This window comes from Streptomyces sp. NPDC013455, from assembly GCF_040632975.1.
GTDB lineage: Bacteria > Actinomycetota > Actinomycetes > Streptomycetales > Streptomycetaceae > Streptomyces.
Genome location: NZ_JBEYCX010000019.1, coordinates 76,427 through 99,705, shown reverse-complemented (window position 1 = coordinate 99,705; position 23,279 = coordinate 76,427). Strand labels below are relative to the sequence as shown.

The 23,279-nt window shown below is 70.3% G+C and carries 25 protein-coding genes; 5 read left to right on the top strand and 20 right to left on the bottom strand.

Features of this window, described 5'->3' with window-relative positions; translation table 11 throughout:
- Window positions 1–19: 19 nt before the first annotated feature.
- Both ABZ576_RS26840 and ABZ576_RS26835 read left to right on the top strand, forming a co-directional pair.
- Window positions 20–769, top strand: coding sequence for an ABC transporter permease (locus ABZ576_RS26840; protein ID WP_360745908.1), 750 nt, complete (start codon window positions 20–22; stop codon window positions 767–769).
- A 13-nt stretch (window positions 770–782) separates the two neighbouring features.
- Complete coding sequence (locus ABZ576_RS26835; RefSeq protein WP_360745906.1) at window positions 783–1,355, top strand: cob(I)yrinic acid a,c-diamide adenosyltransferase; 573 nt, start codon at window positions 783–785, stop codon at window positions 1,353–1,355.
- Window positions 1,356–1,386: 31 nt separating this feature from the next.
- Here the strand turns inward: ABZ576_RS26835 and ABZ576_RS26830 are convergent, their stop codons facing one another.
- Window positions 1,387–1,890 (bottom strand): DinB family protein, encoded by a 504-nt coding sequence (locus ABZ576_RS26830; RefSeq protein WP_360745903.1) that lies wholly within the window; start codon window positions 1,888–1,890, stop codon window positions 1,387–1,389.
- Complete coding sequence (locus tag ABZ576_RS26825; RefSeq protein WP_360745900.1) at window positions 1,887–2,483, bottom strand: hypothetical protein; 597 nt, start codon at window positions 2,481–2,483, stop codon at window positions 1,887–1,889. Before ABZ576_RS26825 ends, ABZ576_RS26830 begins: the two co-directional genes overlap by 4 nt.
- Window positions 2,484–2,635: 152 nt before the next feature.
- Here ABZ576_RS26825 and ABZ576_RS26820 point away from each other — a divergent pair, with 152 nt between their 5' ends.
- From ABZ576_RS26820 to ABZ576_RS26810, 3 genes are all read left to right on the top strand, one after another.
- Entirely contained in the window at window positions 2,636–3,805 is a 1,170-nt protein-coding gene (locus ABZ576_RS26820; RefSeq protein WP_360745897.1) for a histidine kinase, read from the top strand.
- A 4-nt stretch (window positions 3,806–3,809) separates the two neighbouring features.
- Window positions 3,810–4,451 (top strand): response regulator transcription factor, encoded by a 642-nt coding sequence (locus ABZ576_RS26815; RefSeq protein ID WP_360745894.1) that lies wholly within the window; start codon window positions 3,810–3,812, stop codon window positions 4,449–4,451.
- Window positions 4,452–4,574: 123 nt separating this feature from the next.
- Window positions 4,575–6,395: a glycoside hydrolase family 18 chitinase gene (locus ABZ576_RS26810; protein ID WP_360745892.1), complete on the top strand. Its 1,821-nt coding sequence runs from the start codon at window positions 4,575–4,577 to the stop codon at window positions 6,393–6,395.
- 41 nt (window positions 6,396–6,436) lie between these two features.
- Here ABZ576_RS26810 and ABZ576_RS26805 read toward each other — a convergent pair whose 3' ends face one another.
- The 18 genes from ABZ576_RS26805 to ABZ576_RS26720 all read right to left on the bottom strand — a co-directional run bounded on the left by ABZ576_RS26805 (window position 6,437) and on the right by ABZ576_RS26720 (window position 23,013).
- Entirely contained in the window at window positions 6,437–6,883 is a 447-nt protein-coding gene (locus ABZ576_RS26805) for a DUF2550 domain-containing protein (RefSeq protein WP_360745889.1), read from the bottom strand.
- Window positions 6,884–7,037: 154 nt separating this feature from the next.
- The gene (locus ABZ576_RS26800) at window positions 7,038–7,412 is read right to left on the bottom strand and encodes a F0F1 ATP synthase subunit epsilon (protein WP_067129289.1); all 375 of its coding nucleotides are present in this window, start codon (window positions 7,410–7,412) and stop codon (window positions 7,038–7,040) included.
- 110 nt (window positions 7,413–7,522) lie between these two features.
- On the bottom strand, window positions 7,523–8,959 hold the full coding sequence (atpD, locus tag ABZ576_RS26795) for a F0F1 ATP synthase subunit beta (protein WP_360745886.1): 1,437 nt from the start codon (window positions 8,957–8,959) through the stop codon (window positions 7,523–7,525).
- The gene (locus ABZ576_RS26790; protein WP_360745883.1) at window positions 8,960–9,877 is read right to left on the bottom strand and encodes a F0F1 ATP synthase subunit gamma; all 918 of its coding nucleotides are present in this window, start codon (window positions 9,875–9,877) and stop codon (window positions 8,960–8,962) included.
- Between the two features lie 20 nt (window positions 9,878–9,897).
- The gene (gene atpA, locus ABZ576_RS26785) at window positions 9,898–11,490 is read right to left on the bottom strand and encodes a F0F1 ATP synthase subunit alpha (protein WP_360745880.1); all 1,593 of its coding nucleotides are present in this window, start codon (window positions 11,488–11,490) and stop codon (window positions 9,898–9,900) included.
- A 158-nt stretch (window positions 11,491–11,648) separates the two neighbouring features.
- Window positions 11,649–12,464, bottom strand: a complete 816-nt coding sequence (locus tag ABZ576_RS26780; RefSeq protein WP_360745877.1) for a F0F1 ATP synthase subunit delta — start codon at window positions 12,462–12,464, stop codon at window positions 11,649–11,651.
- A complete protein-coding gene (locus ABZ576_RS26775) occupies window positions 12,461–13,009 on the bottom strand; it encodes a F0F1 ATP synthase subunit B (protein WP_360745874.1) in 549 nt (182 codons plus the stop codon). Before ABZ576_RS26775 ends, ABZ576_RS26780 begins: the two co-directional genes overlap by 4 nt.
- A gap of 41 nt (window positions 13,010–13,050) precedes the next feature.
- Entirely contained in the window at window positions 13,051–13,296 is a 246-nt protein-coding gene (locus tag ABZ576_RS26770; RefSeq protein ID WP_360745871.1) for a F0F1 ATP synthase subunit C, read from the bottom strand.
- A gap of 80 nt (window positions 13,297–13,376) precedes the next feature.
- Window positions 13,377–14,147 (bottom strand): F0F1 ATP synthase subunit A, encoded by a 771-nt coding sequence (gene atpB, locus ABZ576_RS26765; protein WP_360746071.1) that lies wholly within the window; start codon window positions 14,145–14,147, stop codon window positions 13,377–13,379.
- 273 nt (window positions 14,148–14,420) lie between these two features.
- Window positions 14,421–14,858 carry a hypothetical protein gene (locus ABZ576_RS26760; RefSeq protein WP_360745868.1) on the bottom strand — a complete coding sequence of 146 codons (438 nt, stop codon included), beginning with the start codon at window positions 14,856–14,858 and terminating at the stop codon, window positions 14,421–14,423.
- Window positions 14,859–15,159: 301 nt separating this feature from the next.
- Window positions 15,160–16,476 (bottom strand): MraY family glycosyltransferase, encoded by a 1,317-nt coding sequence (locus ABZ576_RS26755; RefSeq protein WP_360745865.1) that lies wholly within the window; start codon window positions 16,474–16,476, stop codon window positions 15,160–15,162.
- Between the two features lie 179 nt (window positions 16,477–16,655).
- Window positions 16,656–17,894, bottom strand: coding sequence for a serine hydroxymethyltransferase (gene glyA, locus ABZ576_RS26750; RefSeq protein WP_360745862.1), 1,239 nt, complete (start codon window positions 17,892–17,894; stop codon window positions 16,656–16,658).
- Between the two features lie 137 nt (window positions 17,895–18,031).
- Window positions 18,032–18,691, bottom strand: a complete 660-nt coding sequence (locus ABZ576_RS26745) for a protein-tyrosine-phosphatase (protein WP_360745860.1) — start codon at window positions 18,689–18,691, stop codon at window positions 18,032–18,034.
- Between the two features lie 43 nt (window positions 18,692–18,734).
- Window positions 18,735–19,382 (bottom strand): L-threonylcarbamoyladenylate synthase, encoded by a 648-nt coding sequence (locus tag ABZ576_RS26740; protein ID WP_360745857.1) that lies wholly within the window; start codon window positions 19,380–19,382, stop codon window positions 18,735–18,737.
- A gap of 52 nt (window positions 19,383–19,434) precedes the next feature.
- On the bottom strand, window positions 19,435–20,280 hold the full coding sequence (prmC, locus tag ABZ576_RS26735; protein WP_360745854.1) for a peptide chain release factor N(5)-glutamine methyltransferase: 846 nt from the start codon (window positions 20,278–20,280) through the stop codon (window positions 19,435–19,437).
- Between the two features lie 35 nt (window positions 20,281–20,315).
- The gene (gene prfA, locus ABZ576_RS26730; RefSeq protein WP_360745851.1) at window positions 20,316–21,383 is read right to left on the bottom strand and encodes a peptide chain release factor 1; all 1,068 of its coding nucleotides are present in this window, start codon (window positions 21,381–21,383) and stop codon (window positions 20,316–20,318) included.
- A gap of 105 nt (window positions 21,384–21,488) precedes the next feature.
- On the bottom strand, window positions 21,489–21,713 hold the full coding sequence (rpmE, locus tag ABZ576_RS26725; RefSeq protein WP_019326867.1) for a 50S ribosomal protein L31: 225 nt from the start codon (window positions 21,711–21,713) through the stop codon (window positions 21,489–21,491).
- A gap of 175 nt (window positions 21,714–21,888) precedes the next feature.
- Window positions 21,889–23,013: an LCP family protein gene (locus ABZ576_RS26720; RefSeq protein ID WP_360745847.1), complete on the bottom strand. Its 1,125-nt coding sequence runs from the start codon at window positions 23,011–23,013 to the stop codon at window positions 21,889–21,891.
- Window positions 23,014–23,279 lie beyond the last annotated feature (266 nt).

Below are 23,279 nucleotides of genomic sequence, written 5' to 3'. Positions count from 1 at the left end.
GAGACGGACAGGATCCCCGATGCTCCTCCACGACACGGCCCTCGTCTACGGCCGTTATCTGCGCCAGTCGCTGCGCTCCCGCTTCGCCCTGCTCTTCGGCGTGCTCACGCCCCTGCTCCACCTGCTGTTCTTCGGGCCGCTGCTCACCGGGCTGCCGCTCGGCGGCGCGGGCGGCTCCTGGCAGGTGCTCGTCCCCGGACTGCTGCTCCAGCTCGGTCTCTCCGGCGCGCTGTTCGCCGGGTTCACGGTCATCGTCGAGAAGGGGCAGGGGGTGGTGGAGCGGATGCGGGTGACCCCGGTCAGCCGGCTCGCCCTGCTGCTCGGCCGGGTGCTGCGGGACGCCACGGTGTTCGTCTTCCAGGCGGTGCTGCTGGTGCTGGCCGCGCTGGTCATGGGCCTGCGCGCACCGCTGGCCGGCGTCCTGATCGGCTTCGCCTTCGTCGCCCTGCTCACGGTCTCGCTGGCCTCGCTGTCGTACGCGCTCGGCATGAAGGTCGGCACCCCGCACGCGTTCGGGCCGCTGATCAACGCGGTGTCGATGCCGTCGGTGCTGCTGTCGGGCCTGATGCTGCCGATGACCCTGGCGCCGACCTGGCTGGACGTGCTGTCGCACCTCGTCCCGTTCCGCTACCTGGTGGACGCGGTCCGTGACGCGTACGTCGGCGCGTACACCAGCGCGCACATGCTCCACGGCGTCCTGGTCGCCGTCGCCCTCACCGCGCTGACCGTGACGGCGGGCACACGGGTGTTCCGGACGGCCGGGGCGTAACTACGCTGACCGCATGGTCAATCTGACGCGCATCTACACCAGGACCGGCGACCAGGGCACCACCAGCCTCGGCGACATGAGCCGGGTGCCCAAGACGGACCTCAGGATCTCCGCCTACGCGGACGCCAACGAGGCCAACGCGGTGATCGGCACCGCGATCGCGCTGGGCGGCCTGGACGAGGAGATCGTCACGGTCCTCACCCGCGTCCAGAACGACCTGTTCGACGTGGGCGCGGACCTGTCGACCCCGGTGGTGGAGGACCCGCAGTACCCGCCGCTCAGGGTCGAGCAGTTCTACGTCGACCGGCTGGAGGCGGACTGCGACCGCTTCAACGAGCGGCTGGAGAAACTGCGGTCCTTCATCCTCCCGGGGGGCACCCCGGGCGCCGCCCTGCTGCACCAGGCGTGCACGGTCGTGCGCCGGGCCGAGCGCTCCACCTGGGCGGCCCTGGAGGTGCACGGCGAGACGATGAACCCGCTCACCGCGACCTACCTCAACCGCCTCTCCGACCTGCTGTTCATCCTGGCCCGCAGCGCCAACCGGGAGACCGGCGACGTGCTGTGGGTGCCGGGCGGGGAGCGCTGAGGAAACGTCTCCCCGCACCGGCGCCGCCGGGTCAGGCGCCGGTGCGGCCGTCGGTCATCTCGCGCAGGATGTCGAGGTGGCCGTTGTGCCGGGCCGTCTCCTCGATGAGGTGGAGCAGGATCCAGCGCAGGTCGGGCGCGCCGCCGTCGGCCCGCTTCCGCCGTGCCCGGGTGTCCAGGTCGTGCGCGGCGACGAGTTCGTCGTACCGCGCGGACTCCTCGGCGTACTCGGCGAGCAGCCGGGACAGCGGGATGTCGGCGGCGATGCGCATCTCGCGGTCGGGGTCCTCCTCGGTCCAGGGCCCCTCGTCCTCCTCGCCGAGGAAGACGACCCGGAACCAGTAGTACTCGACCCAGCGCAGATGGCTGACGATTCCGCTCACGGTCGTCAGCGGCGAGCCGGGCAGGAGCACCTTGCGGGCGTCCTCGTCGGACAGTTCCTCGCACTTGGCGCGCGCGGTGGCGCGGACGTAGCCGAGGAAGGTGGTCAGCTGGGTGCGCTCGTCCCAGGCGGGAGGCGTGTCGGTGCGTGTCATCGCCGGGATGATGTCCCGGCTTCCGGCTCGGTGTCGAACGGTTTTCCGGCCGCCTCGCCCGCGGGCTCCCGCTTGGGGAAGAGGGTGTAAGAGGCGGCGATGACCAGGTTGATGCCGACGACCCAGAGCATGCGCGTCTGCCAGGCGCGCAGCGAGCCGGTGCCGCCGTGGTCGCCGACGTACCAGACGGCACCCTGGAGCAGGACGAGGGCGACGGCCGCCGACAGGATCCAGCGGCCCGCCACCTTCCACTCGTGGACGGCGCGGGCCCTGCCGTACTTCGGCGGCCGGGCCGGGGGCGGACCGCCGGCGAAGCGGTGGGCCACCCGGGCGTCCACCCAGCGGATGGTGGAGTGGCCGAGGCCGACGGTGAAACCGATGTAGACGGCGGCGAGCCCGTGCCGCCAGTCGGGTTCGGCGCCCTGGTCGAGGTCGACCGCGGTGACGGCGAAGAGCACGAGCTCCAGCAGCGGCTCGCACAGCAGCAGGGCCAGCCCGGTGCGGGGCATCCGGAACGCGTACCGGAAGGCCAGTCCGGCCGCCAGCAGCACCCAGAACGCCACCTCGCAGGCGATGATCAGTCCGACGATCACACGTCGCTCCCCTCGTTCACCCGTCCAGACTCCCCCGGGACGCCGCGCGGATCGTCGTCGGCGCAGACGAGACCGCGGTAAGCGAAAGTCGCAGCCGGGGACCGTTCCCGGGGTGCAGGCGGGCCGCCCGGGGGCCGTGTTGGATAGGGGGCATGGCCCGCACGCTCCCCCGCCCGCACCGTGACGACCTGCTCATCGCCGTGGGCGGACTGCTCGGCGGGGTGCTGCTGTGGGTGCCCGGCATCCACGCGCGCATGGCGGCGGACGACCTGGTGCTGTGGCGCGCCCCCTGGGCCGCGCTGGTGCCGCTCGTGGTCGTCGCCGCCTGCGAGCCGCTGCGCCGCATCCGGCCCCGCACCGGCCTGCTGATCGGCACCGCCGCACTGGTCCTGGACACGGTGACGGTCGGCAGCATCGCCACCGTCGTGCTGTACACCGACCTGATGTACGCGGCGGTGCTGTACGGCAGCCCCGCCTCCGCCCGCCGCATCCCCTGGATCGCCGGCTTCCTGACCGTGCTCGGCGGGGTCGTACCGGCGGCCCTGTGGCGGGATCCGCGGGGCCTGCTGATCGGTGTGGGCGTGGGGGTGGTCGCGCTGGCGCCCGCGGCCACCGGCGCGCTGGTGCGGGACCACCGGGAAGCCGCCGAGGCCGCCCGGCTGCGTGCCGGGCAGACCGCGCTGCTGGCCGAGATGGACCGCGTCCAGGCGGTCACCGCCGAACGCGCCCGGATGGCCCGCGAGTTGCACGACGTGGTCGCCAACCACCTGTCGGCCATCGCCATCCACTCCACGGCGGCGCTCTCCCTCGACGACGAGCGGACCACCCGGGAGGCGCTGGCCGTCATCCGGGAGAACAGCGTGGCGGGACTGGCCGAGATGCGCCGACTGATCGGCATCCTGCGCGACGGCTCGGGGGACCGGGAGCCCGCCGCCTCCCCCACCCTGGACGGGCTGGACGCCCTGGTCGACGGCGCGCGGGCCAACGGCCTGGACGTCGTGCTCGACGCCGGCCACGGCACGGTGCCGGCGCCCGTGGAACTCGCCGCCTACCGGATCGTGCAGGAGTCGCTGACCAACGCCCTGAAGCACGCGGCCGAGGGGCGGGTCGAGGTCGTGCTCCGGCAGGAGGACGGGCGGCTCGGCATCCGGGTGAGCAGTGCCTACCGGCCCGGCGACGCCCCCCGCGCACCCGGTTCGGGCGCCGGGCTCACCGGGATGCGGGAGCGGGCCGCGCTGCTCGGCGGCACCTTCGAGGCGGGCCCCGCGGGCACGCGGTGGACCGTGCGCGCCACTCTTCCGCTCACCACCGAAGGAGACTGAAAGCATGATCCGTGTCCTGGTCGCCGAGGACCAGTCCGCCGTCCGCGCCGGGCTCGTGCTGATCCTGCGCAGCGCGCCGGACATCGAGGTGGTCGGCGAGGCGGCGGACGGGGAGCGGGCGGTGGAGCTGGCCCGGAGCCTGCGGCCGGACCTGGTGCTGATGGACGTCCAGATGCCCCGCCTGGACGGTGTGTCGGCCACCCGGCGGATCGTCGGCGAGCGGCTCGCGGACGTGCTCGTGCTGACCACCTTCGACCTCGACGAGTACGTGTTCGGCGCGCTGCGGGCGGGCGCGGCCGGGTTCCTGCTGAAGAACACCGAGGCGAGGGACCTGCTGGAGGCGGTCCGTACGGTGGCGCGCGGGGAGGGGGTCGTCGCACCGGCCGTGACCCGGCGGCTGATCGCCGAGTTCGCCGCGGCGCCGGCCCGGGAGCCGGAGGCGGACCCGGCCGTGCTGGAGGGGCTCACCCGGCGGGAGCGGGAGGTGCTGGGCTGCCTCGGCGAGGGGCTGTCGAACGCGCAGATCGCGGCCCGGCTGGAGATGGCGGAGGGCACGGTGAAGACGCACGTCAGCCGGCTGCTGGCCAAGCTGGAGCTGCGCAGCCGGGTGCAAGCCGCCGTACTCGCCCGCGAGTTGGGACTCTGAGGGGTACCGGCCGGAATGGTCCAGACCTATTGACCTGTGGTCCAGACCTTTCTACCCTCGCAGCACCGTGGGCGTGAAGGCTCAGTCATGCCCCTGACACCCCTGAGACGAGGGAGGCGCAGCATGCGCTTCAGACACAGAGCCGCGGCAGGACTCGCGACCCTGATGCTCCCCCTGGCCGGCCTGGTCGGACTCGCGAGCCCGGCCCAGGCCGCGGCGAACGCGACGGCCAGCTTCACCAAGACGAGCGACTGGGGCACCGGCTTCGGTGGCCAGTGGACCATCAAGAACACCGGCACCAGCAGCATCAGCTCCTGGACCGTCGAGTGGGACTTCCCCACCGGCACCAAGGTCACCTCCGCCTGGGACGCCACGGTCACCAACTCCGGTGACCACTGGACCGCCAAGAACGTCGGCTGGAACGGCACCATCGCCCCCGGCGCCTCGGTCTCCTTCGGCTTCAACGGCGCGGGCCCCGGCTCCCCGTCGAACTGCAAGCTCAACGGAGACAGCTGCGACGGTACGACGGTCCCCGGAGACGCGGCTCCCTCCGCGCCCGGCACCCCCACCGCCTCCGGCATCACCGACACCTCGGTGAAGCTCGGCTGGAGCGCCGCCACCGACGACAAGGGCGTCAAGAACTACGACGTCCTGCGCGACGGCGCCAAGGTCGCCACGGTCACCACCACGTCGTACACCGACACCGGCCTCACCGCGGGCACCGACTACTCCTACACCGTCCGGGCCCGCGACACCGCCGACCAGACCGGTCCGGTCAGCGGCGCGGTCAAGGTGCACACCACCGGCGGCGGCACCACTCCCCCGCCCACCGGCGACAAGGTCAAGCTCGGCTACTTCACCGAGTGGGGCATCTACGGCCGCAACTACAACGTCAAGAACCTGGTGACGTCCGGCTCCGCCTCCAAGATCACGCACATCAACTACGCCTTCGGCAACGTCACCGGCGGCAAGTGCGCGATCGGCGACTCCTACGCCGACTACGACAAGGCGTTCACCGCCGACCAGTCCGTCAGCGGCGTCGCCGACACCTGGGACCAGCCGCTGCGCGGCAACTTCAACCAGCTGCGCCAGCTGAAGGCGAAGTACCCGCACATCAAGGTGCTGTGGTCCTTCGGCGGCTGGACCTGGTCCGGCGGCTTCGCCGACGCGGCCAAGAACCCGGCGGCCTTCGCCCAGTCCTGCTACGACCTGGTCGAGGACCCGCGCTGGGCCGACGTCTTCGACGGCATCGACATCGACTGGGAGTACCCGAACGCCTGCGGCCTGACCTGTGACACCTCCGGTGCCGCGGCCTACAAGAACCTGATGTCCGCACTGCGCGCCAAGTTCGGTGCGAACAACCTGGTCACCGCCGCCACCACCGCCGACGGCTCGGCCGGCGGCAAGATCGAGGCCGCCGACTACGCCGGTGCCGCCCAGTACGTCGACTGGTACAACGTGATGACGTACGACTTCTTCGGCGCCTGGGAGGCCAAGGGCCCGACCGCCCCGCACTCCCCGCTCACCTCGTACGACGGCATCCCGAAGGCGGGCTTCACCACCGCCGACGCGATGGCGAAGTTCAAGGCGATCGGCGTCCCCGCCAAGAAGCTGCTCATCGGCATCGGTTTCTACGGCCGCGGCTGGACCGGCGTCACCCAGGACGCGCCCGGCGGCACCGCCACCGGACCCGCGGCCGGCACCTACGAGCAGGGCATCGAGGACTACAAGGTCCTGAAGTCGTCCTGCCCGGCCACCGGCACCGTCGCCGGCACCGCGTACGCCCACTGCGGCAGCAACTGGTGGTCGTACGACACTCCCGCCACCATCAAGTCGAAGATGGCCTGGGCCAACAACCAGGGCCTCGGCGGCGCCTTCTTCTGGGAGTTCAGCGGTGACACCAGCAACGGCGAACTGGTGAGCGCCATCAGCGACAACCTGTGACGGTAAAGAACGCCTGAGCGTCACCCGGAGGGTGGATGTGGCTACGCCACATTCACCCTCTGTCCGGGTGGGGCGGCCTCCAGCCAGGCGAGGAAACCGGTCAGCGCGTCCTCGCTCATGGCGAGTTCCAGGCGCGTGCCCCGGTGCGTACACGCGAGGACCACCGCGTCGGACAGCAGCGCCAGCTCCTCCTCGCCCTCGGGCAGCCGGCGGCCGGCCACCTCGATCTGCGCCCGCTCCAGGACCCGGCGGGGGCGGGGGGCGTAGGAGAAGACCCGGTACCACTCGATGCGGTCGCCGTTGTAGCGGGCGACGCCGTAGCTCCAGCCCTTGCCGCCCGCGTCGGGTTTCTCGGCCACGTCCCAGCGCAGCGAGCAGTCGAAGGTGCCGCCGGAGCGCTGGATGAGCCTGCGGCGCAAGCCGAACAGGAACAGCCCCACCACCACGAGTGCGACCACGATCCCGCACACAGTCAGAGCGAGGACCATCGCGACCGACCTCCTCGTCTCCCAGGCAGTGGAACTGCGCCTGTCACTGAGTAATGAAACGGAAAAAACACCCACATCTGCCTCAGCCGCGACCGGCACCGGATTGCTCCGGGCCGGCCGCGGCTGAGTGACGTCAACGTACAGCGCGGCTGGTTCAGCGCGCCGCCGCCGCGCGAAGTCGGACGTCCGCGCGGCGCTCGGCGGCGGCGTCGCCCTCCGCCTTCGCACGCTCCAGCTCCCGCTCCGTGCGCTGGACGTCGATCTCGTCCGACAGCTCGGCGATCTCCGCCAGCAGCGAGAGCTTGTCGTCCGCGAACGAGATGAAACCGCCGTGCACCGCGGCGACGACCGTTCCACCGTCACTCGTACGGATGGTCACCGGGCCCGACTCCAGCACACCGAGCAGCGGCTGGTGACCGGGCATGACGCCGATGTCGCCGGACGTGGTGCGCGCGACGACCAGGGTGGCCTCACCGGACCAGACCTGGCGGTCGGCGGCGACCAGCTCGACGTGCAGCTCAGCAGCCAAGGGTGGCTCCTCGGGTCACCACCCGGCGGGGGTGCCGGGTGTTGGGGTCAATTCTAGTAGGCGTGGATGAGGGGGCGGGACGCGCCCGCCCCCTCGATGGAGCACGAGGCTCAGGAGACGCCGAGCTCCTTGGCGTTGGCCTTGAGGTCCTCGAGGCCACCGCACATGAAGAACGCCTGCTCGGGGAAGTGGTCGTACTCACCGTCGCAGATCGCGTTGAACGCGGCGATCGACTCGTCGAGCGGCACGTCCGAACCGTCCACGCCGGTGAACTGCTTGGCGACGTGGGTGTTCTGGGACAGGAAGCGCTCCACACGACGGGCACGGTGGACGACGAGCTTGTCCTCCTCGCCCAGCTCGTCGATACCGAGGATCGCGATGATGTCCTGGAGGTCCTTGTACTTCTGCAGGATCGTCTTCACGCGCATGGCCGCGTTGTAGTGATCCGCGGAGATGTAGCGCGGGTCCAGGATCCGGGACGTGGAGTCCAGCGGGTCCACGGCCGGGTAGATGCCCTTCTCGGAGATCGGACGGGACAGAACCGTCGTCGCGTCGAGGTGGGCGAAGGTGGTGGCCGGGGCCGGGTCGGTCAGGTCGTCGGCGGGGACGTAGATCGCCTGCATCGAGGTGATCGAGTGACCGCGGGTCGACGTGATGCGCTCCTGGAGGAGACCCATCTCGTCGGCCAGGTTCGGCTGGTAACCCACCGCGGACGGCATGCGGCCGAGCAGGGTGGAGACCTCGGAGCCGGCCTGCGTGAAGCGGAAGATGTTGTCGATGAAGAACAGCACGTCCTGCTTCTGGACGTCACGGAAGTACTCGGCCATGGTCAGGCCGGCCAGCGCGACGCGCAGACGGGTGCCCGGGGGCTCGTCCATCTGACCGAAGACCAGCGCGGTCTTGTCGATGACGCCCGAGTCGGTCATCTCCTCGATGAGGTCGTTGCCCTCACGGGTGCGCTCACCGACACCGGCGAACACGGAGACACCGTCGTGGTTGTTGGCGACACGGTAGATCATCTCCTGGATGAGCACCGTCTTGCCGACGCCGGCGCCGCCGAACAGGCCGATCTTGCCGCCCTTGACGTACGGGGTGAGCAGGTCGATGACCTTGACGCCGGTCTCGAACATCTCGGTCTTCGACTCGAGCTCGTCGAAGTTCGGCGCCTTGCGGTGGATCGGCCAGCGCTCGCCCTCGTAGGACTCGTCGACGTTCAGCACCTCACCGAGGGTGTTGAACACCTTGCCCTTGGTGAAGTCGCCGACGGGGACGGAGATGGCCGAGCCCGTGTCGGTCACCGGGGCCTGGCGGACCAGACCGTCGGTGGGCTGCATGGAGATGGTGCGGACCAGGCCGTCACCCAGGTGCTGGGCGACCTCCAGGGTCAGCGTCTTCTTCTCGCCCTCGTTCGCCGGGTCGGCGACCTCGACGTGCAGGGCGTTGTAGATGTCCGGCATCGCGTCGACGGGGAACTCCACGTCGACGACCGGGCCGATGACCCGGGCGACGCGGCCCGTAGCCGTCGCGGTCTCAACAGTGGTGGTCATTTATCGGTCACTCCCCGCGGTCGCGTCGGCCAGGGCGCTCGCGCCACCGACGATCTCGCTGATTTCCTGGGTGATTTCGGCCTGGCGGGCCGCGTTGGCAAGACGGGAGAGCGTGTTGATCAGCTCGCCCGCGTTGTCGGTGGCCGACTTCATCGCGCGCCGCGTGGCGGCGTGCTTGGAAGCGGCCGACTGGAGCAGCGCGTTGTAGATCCGGCTCTCCACGTAGCGCGGCAGCAGGGCGTCGAGGACGTCCTCCGCCGAGGGCTCGAAGTCGTACAGCGGGAGGATCTCGCCCTCGGGCTTGGCCTCCCCGGCGACCTCGTCGAGCCGCAGCGGCAGCAGCCGGGCGCCGAGCGCCGTCTGCGTCATCATCGAGACGAACTCGGTGAAGACGATGTGGAGCTCGTCCACACCACCCTCGGCCGTGTCCTTCTCGATGGCCTCGATCAGAGGCGCCGCCACCTTCTTGGCGTCCGCGTACGACGGCTCGTCGGTGAAGCCCGTCCACGACTCCGAGATCTTGCGCTCACGGAAGTTGTAGTGGGCGACACCGCGCCGGCCGACGATGTACGTGTCGACCTGCTTGCCCTCGCGCTCCAGGCGCTCGGTCAGCTGCTCCGCGGCCTTGATGGCGTTGGAGTTGAAGGCGCCGGCCAGACCGCGGTCGCTCGTGAGGAGCAGAACCGCGGCGCGGGCCGGGTTCTCCGCCTCCGTGGTGAGCGGGTGCTTGGTGTTCGAACCCGTACCGACCGCCGTGACCGCGCGGGTCAGTTCCTGCGCGTACGGCGTGGAGGCCGCCACCTTGCGCTGCGCCTTGACGACGCGCGAGGCGGCGATCATCTCCATCGCCTTGGTGATCTTCTTGGTCGCGGTGACGGATCGGATGCGACGCTTGTAGACCCGGAGCTGGGCTCCCATGAGTCAGGTCCTTCCTTACGTCACTTGGCGGCAGCGGCCGGAGTGTCCTCGCCGAGCAGCTTGCCGTCCGAGGTCTCGAACTGCTTCTTGAAGTCCGCGATCGCGTCGGCGACGGCCGTCAGGGTGTCGTCGGACATCTTGCCGCCCTCGCGGATGGAGGTCATGAGGCCCTGCTCCTTGCGGTGCAGGTACTCCAGCAGCTCCTTCTCGAAGCGGCGGATGTCGGCGACCGGCACGTCGTCCATCTTGCCGGTGGTGCCGGCCCAGACGGAGACGACCTGGTCCTCGGTGGACATCGGCTGGTACTGGTCCTGCTTGAGCAGCTCGACCATGCGCTGACCGCGCTCCAGCTGGGCCTTCGAGGCCGCGTCCAGGTCGGAACCGAAGGCGGCGAACGCCTCCAGCTCACGGAACTGGGCGAGGTCGACACGGAGGCGGCCGGAGACCTGCTTCATCGCCTTGTGCTGCGCGGAACCACCGACTCGGGAGACGGAGATACCGACGTTCAGCGCGGGGCGCTGACCGGCGTTGAACAGGTCCGACTCCAGGAAGCACTGGCCGTCGGTGATGGAGATGACGTTGGTCGGGATGAACGCCGACACGTCGTTGGCCTTGGTCTCGACGATCGGCAGACCGGTCATCGAACCGGCACCCATCTCGTCGGAGAGCTTGGCGCAGCGCTCCAGCAGCCGGGAGTGCAGGTAGAAGACGTCACCCGGGTAGGCCTCACGGCCCGGCGGGCGGCGCAGCAGCAGCGACACGGCGCGGTAGGCGTCGGCCTGCTTCGACAGGTCGTCGAAGATGATCAGGACGTGCTTGCCCTCGTACATCCACTGCTGACCGATGGCCGAACCGGTGTACGGCGCCAGGTACTTGAAGCCGGCCGGGTCGGACGCCGGGGCGGCGACGATGGTCGTGTACTCCAGCGCGCCGTTCTCCTCCAGCGCGCGGCGAACGCCGGCGATGGTGGAGCCCTTCTGGCCGATGGCGACGTAGATGCAGCGGACCTGCTTCTTCGGGTCGCCCGAGCGCCAGTTGTCGCGCTGGTTGATGATCGTGTCGACGGCCAGGGCGGTCTTGCCGGTCTGGCGGTCACCGATGATCAGCTGACGCTGACCACGGCCGATCGGGGTCATCGCGTCGACGGCCTTGTAGCCCGTCTCCATCGGCTCGTGCACCGACTTGCGCTGCATGACCGTGGGGGCCTGCAGCTCGAGGGCGCGGCGGCCGGACGTCTCGATCTCGCCGAGGCCGTCGATCGGGTTGCCGAGCGGGTCGACGACACGGCCGAGGTAGCCCTCGCCGACGGCGACGGAGAGGACCTCGCCGGTGCGCGTGACCGGCTGACCCTCCTCGATGCCGCTGAACTCACCGAGAACGATGGCACCGATCTCGCGCTCTTCCAGGTTCAGCGCCAGGCCGAGGGTGCCGTCCTCGAACTTCAGCAGTTCGTTGGCCATGGCCGAGGGGAGGCCCTCGACCTTCGCGATGCCGTCGCCGGCAAGGGTGACCGTACCGACCTCCTCGCGCGAGGCCGCGTCCGGCTTGTACGACTGGACGAAGTTCTCCAGCGCGTCCCGGATCTCCTCCGGCCGGATCGTGAGCTCCGCCATCTGGGTTCCCTGCTCTCCTTGTTGGGCCCGAAGTTTCACTTTGGGGGGATGGGGACTCCCCCCAACAGGAGGTGAATCCTCTGCACGGCCCAACCAGGGCCGTAAGTACGTACTGCTTGTTCCGGCTTTCCCGACGGGGCCGGGATGCCGATGTGCTGCTAGCTCGCCATGCGGCGCGCGGCCTCGTCCAGCCGGTCCGCGATCGAGCCGTTGATGACCTCGTCACCGACCTGCACCCGGATGCCGCCGACCACCTCGGGGTCGACGTCGAGGTTCAGGTGCATGCGGCGGCCGTAGAGCTTGGCCAGGGAGGCGCCGAGGCGCTCCTTCTGCCCGTCGCTCAGCGGCACCGCCGAGGTGACGACGGCGACCATGCGGTTCCGGCGCTCCGCGGCCAGCTTGGACAGGGACTCCAGTCCCGCCTCCAGGCTACGTCCACGCGGCGCGGTCGCGAGGCGCGTCACCAGTCGCTCGGTGGCCGGCTTCGCCCGCCCGCCGAGGAGCCGGCGCAGCAGCTCGGTCTTGGCCGAGGTGCCGGCGGCGCGGTCGGTGAGCGCGGCGCGCAGCTCGGTGCTGGAGGCGACGATCCGGCCGAACCGGAAGAGCTCGTCCTCGACGTCGTCGAGGGTGCCCGTCTTCTCCGCGGCCGTGAGGTCGGCGATGTCCGCCAGTTCCTCCAGCACGTCCACCAGGTCGCGCGGCTGGGACCAGCGGGACCGGGCCAGCCCGGCCACCAGGTCGGCGGTCGTGCCGCTGACCTGGCCACCGATCAGGCGCTGGACCAGCGTGGCCTTCGCCTCTCCGGGCTGCGCCGGGTCGGTGAGAACCCGGCGCAGGCCGGCCTCGCGGTCGAGCAGCGCGGTGACGGCCGCCAGCTCGTCGGCGAGCTGCGCGGCGTCCACGGACGTGGAGTCCGTCAGCGCGTCGAGACGCTGCCGTGCGGCTGCCAGGGCCTCGCGGCTCGCTCCGTTCATCGCGTGGCCTCGGCCTTCTCCTCGAGCTCGTCGAGGAAGCGGTCGATCACACGGCTCTGGCGGGCGTGGTCCTCGAGGGACTCGCCGACGAGCTTGCCGGCCAGTTCGGTGGCGAGCTTGCCGACGTCCTGACGGAGCGCGGACGCGGCGGCCTTGCGGTCGGCCTCGATCTGGGCGTGACCGGCGGCGACGATCTCCTCACGCTGCCGCTGGCCCTCGGCCCGCATCTCGGCGATGAGCGCGGCACCCTGCTCCTGCGCCTCCTGGCGCAGGCGCGCGGCCTCGTGCCGGGCCTCGGCGAGCTGGGCCTTGTACTGCTCAAGGACGCTCTGGGCCTCGACCTTCATGGCGTCGGCCTCTTCGATGCCGCCTTCGATCGCCGCGCGACGCTCCTCCAGAACCTTGTTGATGTTCGGAAGCAGCTTCTTCCAGAAGAAGAAGAACACGATGGCGAAGGCGATGGTGCCGACGAGCAGCTCGGGACCGGCCGGGAGGAGCGGGTTCTGCTCTTCCTCGGCCGCCAGCTGCACCAGGTTGGCGATCACATCAGTGCCTTTCGTCGATGCGTGTCAGTAAGAAAGGGTGATCACTTACCGAACACGAACGGCATAACGATGCCGATGAGGGCGAGCGCCTCACAGAAGGCGAAGCCCAGGATCTGGTTGGCGCGGATCAGACCGGCGGCCTCGGGCTGGCGGGCGAGGGCCTGGGTGCCGTTACCGAAGATGATGCCGACGCCGACGCCGGGGCCGATGGCCGCAAGGCCGTAGCCGATGGAACCGAGGGAGCCGTGGACACCGGTCTCGGCGGCAAGGGTCTGGAGAGCGGACATGCCGGTTCTTCCTTCTCTTTCATGGACCGGTGGGGGTTGGCCACCGGACGTCTGGGGGTTTACGGGGCGGGTGGTTCGGCTCAGTGGTGCTCGGCGAGAGCGCCCTGAATGTAGGAGCAGGCGAGGAGCACGAAGACGTACGCCTGGACGGCCTGCACGAAAAGCTCGAAGAGGATCATGACGATGGTCATGATGAAGGACACGCCGGCCGCGGGGACCATCCAGCTGTTCAGCAGGTACCAGGAGGCGACGGTGAACATCACCAGCATCAGGTGACCGGCGAACATGTTGGCGAAGAGTCGCACCGCGTGGGTGAACGGGCGGACGATCAGGTTCGAGAGGAACTCGATGACCATGACCAGCGGCAGGACCGCGCCCAGCGACTTGTCGTAGCCCGTGACGTTCTTGAAGAAGCCGACGAAGCCGTGGCGCTTGAACGTCAGCCCGACCCAGAGGATCCAGACGAGCACGGCCAGGACGACCGGGAAGGCGAAGACCGAGGAGACCGGGAACTGCGCCAGCGGGATCACGGACCAGATGTTCATGATCCAGATGAAGAAGAAGAGGGAGACCATGAGCGGCACCCACTTCTCGCCCTCGCGCTTGCCGAGGGTCTCGTACACGATGCCGCGGCGCACGAAGTCGTAGCCGGCCTCGCCGACCATCTGGAGCTTGCCCGGGATGACCTTGGCCTTGCCGAAGGCGGCCCAGAAGAACGCGACGACGAGCAGGGTGGTGATGAGCGCGAGCAGCATCACCTTGTTGAACTCGAAGCCCCCGACGGTGCCGATCGGCTTGAACAGGAACGAGTGCAGGCCCGGAGCCGGGAAGCCGCACCCGTTGTCGGACATGATCCGGCAACTCCAGTCAAAGGCGAGCTGGGTCTGGTCAGCACTCACCGCGGGCTCCTTCGGCGTGACGCATGGGTACGGCAACCTCGTTGTGTCGGCGCGGCACACGGCCGCGGATCGGCACCGGACTGGTGTTACGGATGTGGGGGCGGCTGGGGGGCATCGAGCCTCGCGATTGAGCAGGCGTCAGCTCAGATGCCCGCGCCCGCGATGCCGCAGTTGGCACCGGACGATAGCAGGAGATCTCACAAGCCTTTATCCCGGCCCTACCCCTCACGACTTCGGCCCTGTCTTCTCGGGCTTCTCACTCTTCGCGGAGTCCGGGTCGATGTAGAAGATCTTGGCCTTCATGTGCGCGCGAGCCTGCGCGGCCATCCACACGACGGTCGCGACGACGAGCGACACGGCGAACGTCTTCGCGTTGAAGAGAGAGGTGTCCTTGAAAACAGCGACGAAGATCAGGAGGAGCAGCAGCTGGGCGACGTAGAGCATGAGCCCCATCGCCTGGAACAGCTGCGGGAGCGTTTTTGCCGTCCACTGGAGCACATAGAGGCCGATCCCCATGAACAGGACGGCCAGCACCGTGCCGACGGCCGCGCCGAGCGCGCCCTTCCCCCCCGCGACCGCGGCGCTCACGGCGACGGCGATCGCGCCCGCAGCCGCTGTGGGCACAGCGATCTGCAAGAGGTTCCGGGCGTCATTGGACGGCATGGCGGCAACTCCGCTTTCACAAGGGGGCAGGGTGTCGTCATGGACGAGCGTAGTCCCGGGCTGAGTGGTCGAGACCTCACACCTTCGGACCGTCGCACTCAGGTCCTTCGGTTCTATCCGGGGTTCTCGTGAACCGTATCACAAACTATTTGATGAGGTCTTTACCTGGATGGTGTGCCAGCTGTCACACATGAGAGTGATGGTGCGCGTCCGTGCAGAAACCGCGCCCACTTGTCTGGTATTGGGGGCATTCGTTCCCCCACGAGTTGGCAATGCTCTAGTCAGATTCTTACCTTGGCCGTCAACGGCGGTCGACGAATCGCGACCGGGCCCCGATCGCCGTCGCGCCGTGGACGCCCGAGACGCCGGCCGGGACCGGGGCACTCTCGGCCGCCGCCGGAGCTTCCGCTTCCGCGGCCTCCGCCGGTACGGCGGCCTCCGGAGCCGGGCTCCTGCGGCGGTACCGCGGCGGCACGAACCGCTGGGCCCACACCGGCACGCGCGGGGTGAAGCGCGGGAGCAGCAGCAGGACCAGGCCGACCGCGCTCAGGAAGACCACTCCCAGCACGATCCACATCGACGCGGAGTTCACCGAGTACGCCAGCGCCCCGAAGCCGATGAGCGCCGACCAGAAGTACATGATCAGCACGGCCCGGCTGTGCGAGTGGCCGATCTCCAGCAGGCGGTGGTGCAGGTGGCCGCGGTCGGCGGCGAACGGGGACTGGCCGCGCCAGGTGCGGCGGACGATCGCCAGGACCAGGTCGGCGGCCGGCACCGCGATGATGGTCAGCGGCAGCAGCAGCGGGATGTAGACCGGGACCGTCTGGTGGACCGCCGCCTTCTCGGAACCGGTGAACAGGGCCAGGGCGTCCGGGTCCACCTGGCCGGTGATGGAGATCGCGCCCGCCGACAGCACCAGGCCGATCAGCATCGAGCCGGAGTCGCCCATGAAGATCCGCGCGGGGTGCATGTTGTGCGGCAGGAAGCCCAGGCACATGCCCATCAGGATGGCCGCGAAGAGCGTGCCGGGAGCGGCGGCCTCGATGCCGTACGAGTACCAGATCCGGTAGGCGTACAGGAAGAACGCGCCCGCGGCGATGCACACCATGCCCGCCGCGAGGCCGTCCAGGCCGTCCACGAAGTTCACCGCGTTGATCGTGATGACCACCAGGGCCACCGTCAGCAGCGTCCCCTGCCACTGGGTCAGGGCGACGTTGCCGACGCCCGGGATGGGCAGCCACAGGATCGTCAGACCCTGCATGACCATCACGCCCGCGGCGATCATCTGGCCGCCCAGTTTGATCAGGGCGTCGATCTCGAACTTGTCGTCCAGGACGCCGATCAGCCAGATCAGGGCGGCGCCCGAGAGCAGCGCCCGCGGCTCGTTCGACTTGGCGAAGACCTCGTTGAGGTTGGTCAGGTGGTCCGCGACCAGCAGACCCGCGCACAGCCCGAAGAACATCGCGATGCCACCGAGGCGCGGAGTGGGTTCCCGGTGCACGTCCCGGGCCCGGATCTCCGGCATGGCTCCGGCCACGATCGCGAACTTCCGCACCGGCCCTGTCAGCAGATACGTCACCGCGGCCGTGATGCAGAGCGTCAGCAGGTATTCACGCACGGGCTTCCCCACAGGTCTCGCTGGCCATCACAGCCACACACCCTAGCGACGGACGCTTATGGATGAGGACTTCCGGGTGGCGACGATGGTTGCACGACCGGTCCCCGGGCACGCCTTCGCCGGCCGCCACCGGCCCGCAGCCGGTACGTCAGGGTGTACGGAACTGCGCCTACCCGCGCTCAGCCGGGATACGGCGGGAACTGGCCGGTGAGTGCGCGCACCTCCTCCCGGGCCGCGGCCGGCTCCGCCTCCCCCCGCAGCACGGCCGCCAGCAGCGCCGCGATCCGCACCATCTCCGGCTCCCCCATGCCCTGGGTGGTCACCGCCGCCGTGCCCAGGCGCAGGCCGCGGCCGTCGCCGTGCGGCAGCACGCAGCAGTCCAGCACCAGGCCTGCCGCGAGCAGCCGGCCGCGCGCGGTGCGGCCGTCCACGCCGAGCGGGGCGGGGTCGGCGGTGATCAGGTGGGTGTCCGTGCCGCCGGTGGTGACGACCAGCCCCTCCGCGGCCAGGTGACCGGCCAGCACCCGGGCGTTGGCGACCACCTGATGGGCGTACACGGTGAACGCCGGTGTTGCCGCCTCGCCGAAGGCGACCGCCTTGGCGGCGATGGTGTGCATCTGGGCGCCGCCCTGGGTGAACGGGAAGACGGCCCGGTCGACCCGCTCGGCCAGCTCCGCGCCGCACAGGATCATCCCGCCGCGCGGGCCGCGCAGCACCTTGTGGGTGGTCGCGCACACGATGTCCGCGTACGGCACCGGGTTCGGCGCCGCACCCCCGGCGACCAGCCCGATCGGGTGCGCCGCGTCCGCGATCAGATAGGCCCCGACCTCGTCGGCGACCTCGCGGAAGAAGGCGTAGTCCAGGTGCCGGGGGTAGGCGATGGAACCGCACACGATGGCCTTGGGCCGGTGGTTGCGGGCCAGGTGGCGCACCTGGTCGTGGTCGATCAGCCCGGTCTCGGCGTCCACGCCGTAGCCGACGAAGTCGAACCAGCGGCCGGAGAAGTTGGCCGGCGAGCCGTGGGTGAGGTGGCCGCCGTGCGGCAGGCCGAGGGCGAGGACGGTGTCACCCGGGCGCAGCAGGGCCGCGTAGGCGGCCAGGACGGCCGAGGAGCCGGAGTGGGACTGGACGTTGGCGTGCTCGGCGCCGAACAGGGCCTTGGCCCGGTCGATGGCGGCCCGCTCGGCGACGTCGACGATCTCGCAGCCGCCGTGGTGCCGGGCGCCGGGGTAGCCCTCCGCGTACTTGTTGGCGAGCGGCGAGCCGAGGGCGGCGAGCACGGCGAGGGAGCAGAAGTTCTCGGCGGCGATCAGCTGGAGCGTCGTGGACTGCCGGGCCAGCTCCCCGAGCAGGATCTCGGCCATCGCCGGGTCCTGCCGCCGCAGGACATCGGTCTCGTACGGGGTGGTGACCGACATGACGGGCTCCGGGCGGTCGACGGTGACGTATCCCCAATGTAGGCCCGGGCCGCGGCGCACGCGCGATCGTCACGCCCGTCCGTTCCCGCGTCGGCCCAGGGGGCGCCGGGAGCCCGGGATGACCGGTGAGACACCCCCTAGGTGCGCGCCGGTACGCCCGTCAGCGCCGTCACCACCGGATCCAGCGCGTCCCGTATCTCGTCCCCGATCGAGCGGAAGAACGTCAGCGGGGCGCCGTAGGGGTCGTACACCTCGTCCGCCTCCGCGTTCGGGGCGAGCAGCCAGCCGCGCAGCGCCGCCGCCGCGCGCACCAGCGCGCGGGCCCGCATCACCACGCCGTCCTCCAGGGGCGGCAGGGTCGTGGGGTCTATGGCACGGACCAGGCGGGTGAACTCCTTCAGGGTGAAGGTGCGCAGGCCCGCCGAATGGCCCATGGAGATGACCTGGGCGCGGTGGTCCCGGGTGGCGGTCAGCACCAGGTCGGCCGTGATCACGTGCTCGTCCAGCAGCTCCCGCCCGACGAAACCGGTGGTGTCCGCGCCGAACTCGGCCAGCACCGTCTCCGCGTTGGCCTCCATGGGCGCGCCCTCGTGGCCCCAGGTGCCCGCGCTCTCCACGATCAGCCCGCCGCCGAGTACGCCGAGCCGCTCCGCGACGAAGTGGCGGGTCAGCCGCTCGGTGATGGGCGAGCGGCACACGTTGCCGGTGCTGACGTGGAGGATGCGGAAGGTGTCGCGCGGCAGCCCGAACGTCGTCGTCTCCTCCGCGTTCCAGCCCCCGCCGCCTATGCCGCGCACAGGGGCACCCCCTGCTCCTGGTGCTCGGGCGATCCGGGGGCCGTCAATTCGCCACCTCGAGGTCGGGTACGACCTTGCGCAGCTCCTCCGGGGAGATCGCGCCCTCGCGCAGCAGCAGCGGCACCTCGCGGGAGACGTCCACGATGGAGGACGGCACGTTGCCCGGGGTGGGGCCGCCGTCGAGGTAGACGGAGACGGAGTCGCCGAGCATCTGCTGGGCCGCGTCGCAGTCCTCCGGCGCCGGGTGGCCGGTGAGGTTGGCGGAGGAGACGGCCATCGGCCCGACCTCGGTGAGCAGTTCGATGGCGACCGGGTGCAGCGGCATGCGCACGGCGACCGTGCCCCGGGTGTCGCCGAGGTCCCACTGGAGGGACGGCTGGTGCTTGGCGACGAGCGTCAGGGCGCCCGGCCAGAACGCGTCGACCAGCTCCCAGGCCATCTCGGAGAAGTCCGTGACCAGGCCGTGCAGCGTGTTCGGGGAGCCGATGAGGACGGGCGTGGGCATGGTGCGGCCCCGGCCCTTGGCCGCGAGCAGGTCGGCGACCGCCTCCGAGGAGAACGCGTCCGCGCCGATGCCGTACACCGTGTCGGTCGGCAGCACCACCAGCTCGCCCCGGCGGACGGCGGACGCGGCCTCGCGCAGACCCGTCACGCGGTCGGTCGCGTCGTTGGTGTCGTATCGCCGTGCCATACCTAGCGGGCCTCCTCGTACACGTACTGCGGGGATGAAGTCTGCGGGGTGCTCACGGCAGCGCCTTGCGGGCGGTGGCGAAGCGCGGGCGGTTGTTGAGGTCAGGGTGGTCCGCGGCGTCCGCCCAGCCCCGCTCCTCGGTGAAGATCCACGGCACCTGGCCGCCCTGGGTGTCGGCGTGCTCGATGACGACGACACCGCCCGGGCGCAGCAGCCGGTGCGCGGTGCGCTCGATGCCCCGGATGAGGTCGAGTCCGTCCTCCCCGGAGAACAGGGCCATCTCCGGGTCGTAGTCGCGGGCCTCGGGGGCGACGTACTCCCACTCGGTGAGCGGGATGTACGGCGGGTTCGAGATGACCAGGTCGACCTGGCCGTCGAGGTCCGGGAAGGCGGTCAGCGCGTCGCCCTGGCGCAGGTCGACCCTGGAGCCCGCCACGTTCTTGCGGGTCCACACCAGGGCCTCCTCGGACAGCTCCACGGCGTGCACCCGGGAGCGCGGCACCTCCTGGGCGAGGGCCAGCGCGATGGCGCCGGAGCCGGTGCACAGGTCGACGATGCACGGCTCGACCACGTCCATGGCGCGTACGGCGTCTATGGCCCAGCCGACCACGGACTCGGTCTCCGGACGCGGCACGAACACCCCGGGGCCGACCTGGAGCTCCAGGTACCGGAAGTAGGCCCGCCCGGTGATGTGCTGCAGCGGCTCGCGCTGCTCGCGCCGGGCGATGACCTCCCAGTACCGGGCGTCGAAGTCGGAGTCCTTCACGGAGTGCAGTTCGCCGCGCTTCACGCCGTGCACGAACGCGGCGAGCTCCTCCGCGTCGGTGCGCGGCGAGGGCACGCCGGCGTCGGCCAGCCGCTGGGTGGCCTGGGCCACCTCCGCGAGCAGCAGGTTCACGCAAGTCCTCCGTGTGGTACGAGTACGTGCCTTACTTACGCGGCCGCGAGCTTGGCCGCCGAGTCGGCGTCGACGCAGGCCTGGATGACCGCGTCGAGGTCGCCGTCCAGGACCTGGTCCAGGTTGTACGCCTTGAAGCCGACCCGGTGGTCCGAAATGCGGTTCTCCGGGTAGTTGTAGGTGCGGATCTTCTCGGAGCGGTCGACGGTGCGGACCTGGCTGCGGCGGGCGTCGGCCGCCTCCCGCTCCGCCTCTTCCTGCGCCATGGCGAGCAGCCTGGAGCGCAGGATACGCATCGCCTGCTCCTTGTTCTGGAGCTGGCTCTTCTCGTTCTGGCAGGAGGCGACGACTCCGGTCGGGAGGTGCGTGATGCGCACGGCGGAGTCGGTGGTGTTGACGGACTGGCCGCCGGGACCGGAGGACCGGTAGACGTCGATGCGGAGGTCGTTCGGGTTGATCTCGACGTCCACCTCCTCGGCCTCGGGGGTCACGAGGACACCGGCGGCGGAGGTGTGGATGCGGCCCTGGGACTCGGTGGCCGGGACCCGCTGCACGCGGTGCACACCGCCCTCGTACTTCAGCCGGGCCCACACGCCCTGACCGGGCTCGATCTGCCCGCGGGCCTTCACCGCGACCTGGACGTCCTTGTAACCGCCCAGCTCGGACTCGGTGGCGTCGATGATCTCGGTCTTCCAGCCGACGCGCTCGGCGTAGCGCAGGTACATGCGCAGCAGGTCGCCGGCGAACAGCGCCGACTCGTCGCCGCCCGCGCCCGCCTTGATCTCCAGGATGACGTCCTTGTCGTCACTCGGGTCGCGGGGGACGAGCAGCAGGCGCAGCTTCTCGGTCAGCTCCTCGCGCTGCTTCTCCAGGTCCTTGACCTCGGCGGCGAAGTCCGGGTCGTCGGCGGCGAACTCGCGCGCGGTCTCGATGTCGTCGCCGGTCTGCTTCCAGGAGCGGTACGTGGCGACGATCGGGGTCAGCTCGGCGTAGCGCTTGTTCAGCTTGCGCGCGTTCGCCTGGTCGGCGTGGACCGACGGGTCGGCGAGCTTCGTCTCCAGGTCGGCGTGCTCGGCGACGAGTTCCTCGACGGCCTCGAACATCTTGGGCTCCTGTACTGCGGTAAGGGGAAGGGCGATCGACCAAAAACGCCGGTCCCGGGCACACCCCCGCGAGGGCGTGACCGTGGACCGGCGAAATGGGGCTCGCTACTTCTTGGAGCCGGCGGCAGCCTTGCCGAAGCGGGCCTCGAAGCGGGCCACACGGCCACCGGTGTCGAGGATCTTCTGCTTGCCCGTGTAGAACGGGTGGCACTCGGAGCAGACCTCGGCCCGGATGGTGCCGGACTCGATGGTGCTGCGGGTGGTGAACGACGCGCCACAGGTGCAGCTGACCTGCGTCTCGACGTACTCGGGGTGGATGTCGCGCTTCAAGGTGTCTCCTAGTGTTCCGGGAGGGCGCCGGGTCGCAGCCGCGGGGTGCGGAAGCGTGAACCGGAGCCGACGTACCAGTCTGCCAGGACTGGTGCCATCCACCCAAACCGGGGGTGCGGTCGTTCTATTCCGGCGGCCGGGGCGGGCGGCGGATCCGCCCGGTGGGGTGCCGATCTCAGTTCACGACGCCCTTGGCCTCGCCGGTGGCCGTGCCCTTCGTGGCCGACTTCGGGATGTCGCGGTCCTGCTTCAGGGCGTCCCAGACCAGCTGGGCCTTGGCCTTGTCCAGGAGGACGCGGTTGGGGTTGGCCGGGTCGTACTGGACGGGCATCGTGACCATTTTCATGCGGTCCGAGCCGATGCCCTTGAGGCCGCCCGCGAAGTCCATCAGGGCGTTGACGGAGCCGAGCTCGGAGTCGGTGGTGACGGCCTTGGTGGCGGTGTCGGCCAGGTCGAGGAGCTTCTTCGGGTTCGAGAGGACGCCGACATGTTTGACCTGGTCGATCAGGGCCTTGATGAACGCCTGCTGGAGCTGGATGCGGCCCAGGTCGGAGCCGTCGCCCACGCCGTGGCGGGTGCGGACCAGGCCGAGGGCCTGCTCGCCGTCCAGGGTGTGCGGGCCGGCCTTGAGGTCCAGGTGGCTCTGGGGGTCGCGGATGTCCTCGGTGGTCGTCACCCGGACGCCGCCGAGGTCGTCGACGAGCTGCTGGAAGCCCTCGAAGTCGACCTCCAGGTAGTGGTCCATGCGGATGCCGGTGATCGACTCGACGGTCTTGACCGCGCAGGCCGCGCCGCCGGTGGAGTACGACTCGTTGAACATCACGCCGGTCGCGGCGGAGTGCGTGGTGCCCTTGGTGTCGGTGCACGCCGGGCGGTCGACCAGGGTGTCCCGCGGGATCGAGATGACGCTGGCCTTCTTGTGGCCCTCGTAGACGTGGACGATCATCGCCGTGTCGGAGCGGGCGCTGCCGTCGTCCGTGCCGCCGCCGAGCTTCCTGTTCTTCCCGGCCCGGGTGTCCGAGCCGAGGACCAGGATGTTCTCGGAGCCGTTGTCGATCTTGGTGGGCCGGTCGGCGCCGAGGGCCTGGTTGATGTCGACGCTGTGCAGGTTGCCGTTGAGCTTGAAGTAGACGTACCCGGCGCCGGCCCCGCCCAGCACCACCACGCCCGCGGCCGTCACGGCGGTCGCGCGCAGGGCCCTGCTCCCCGTGCCGCGCGCCTTGCGGCGGCGGCCCTTGCCCCGGCGGCGGGATCCGGTCGAGCCGGGCTCGGTTATGGCGGGCGTGCTCTCGGCGGCCACATCACTCCTAGGTCTCGGCGGTCGGCTACCCCCTGCGGTCAGGGTCGGGTGCGGTCGTCACCGCTCCATCGTCGCTCCACCCGGTCAGACGGAGAAACTCGGGAAAGGGTTGCACAACGCACAGTGCCCACCGCGTACAGCGATGGGCACCCTGCGTAGTCACCCGCTCCCCGTGAACCGTGTTCACCTGCGGATTCCGCCCAGCAGGCGGTGCCCTCGGGCGCCGGTGCCCGCCGGGATCCCTGTGGTGAAGATCTCGGCCGGGC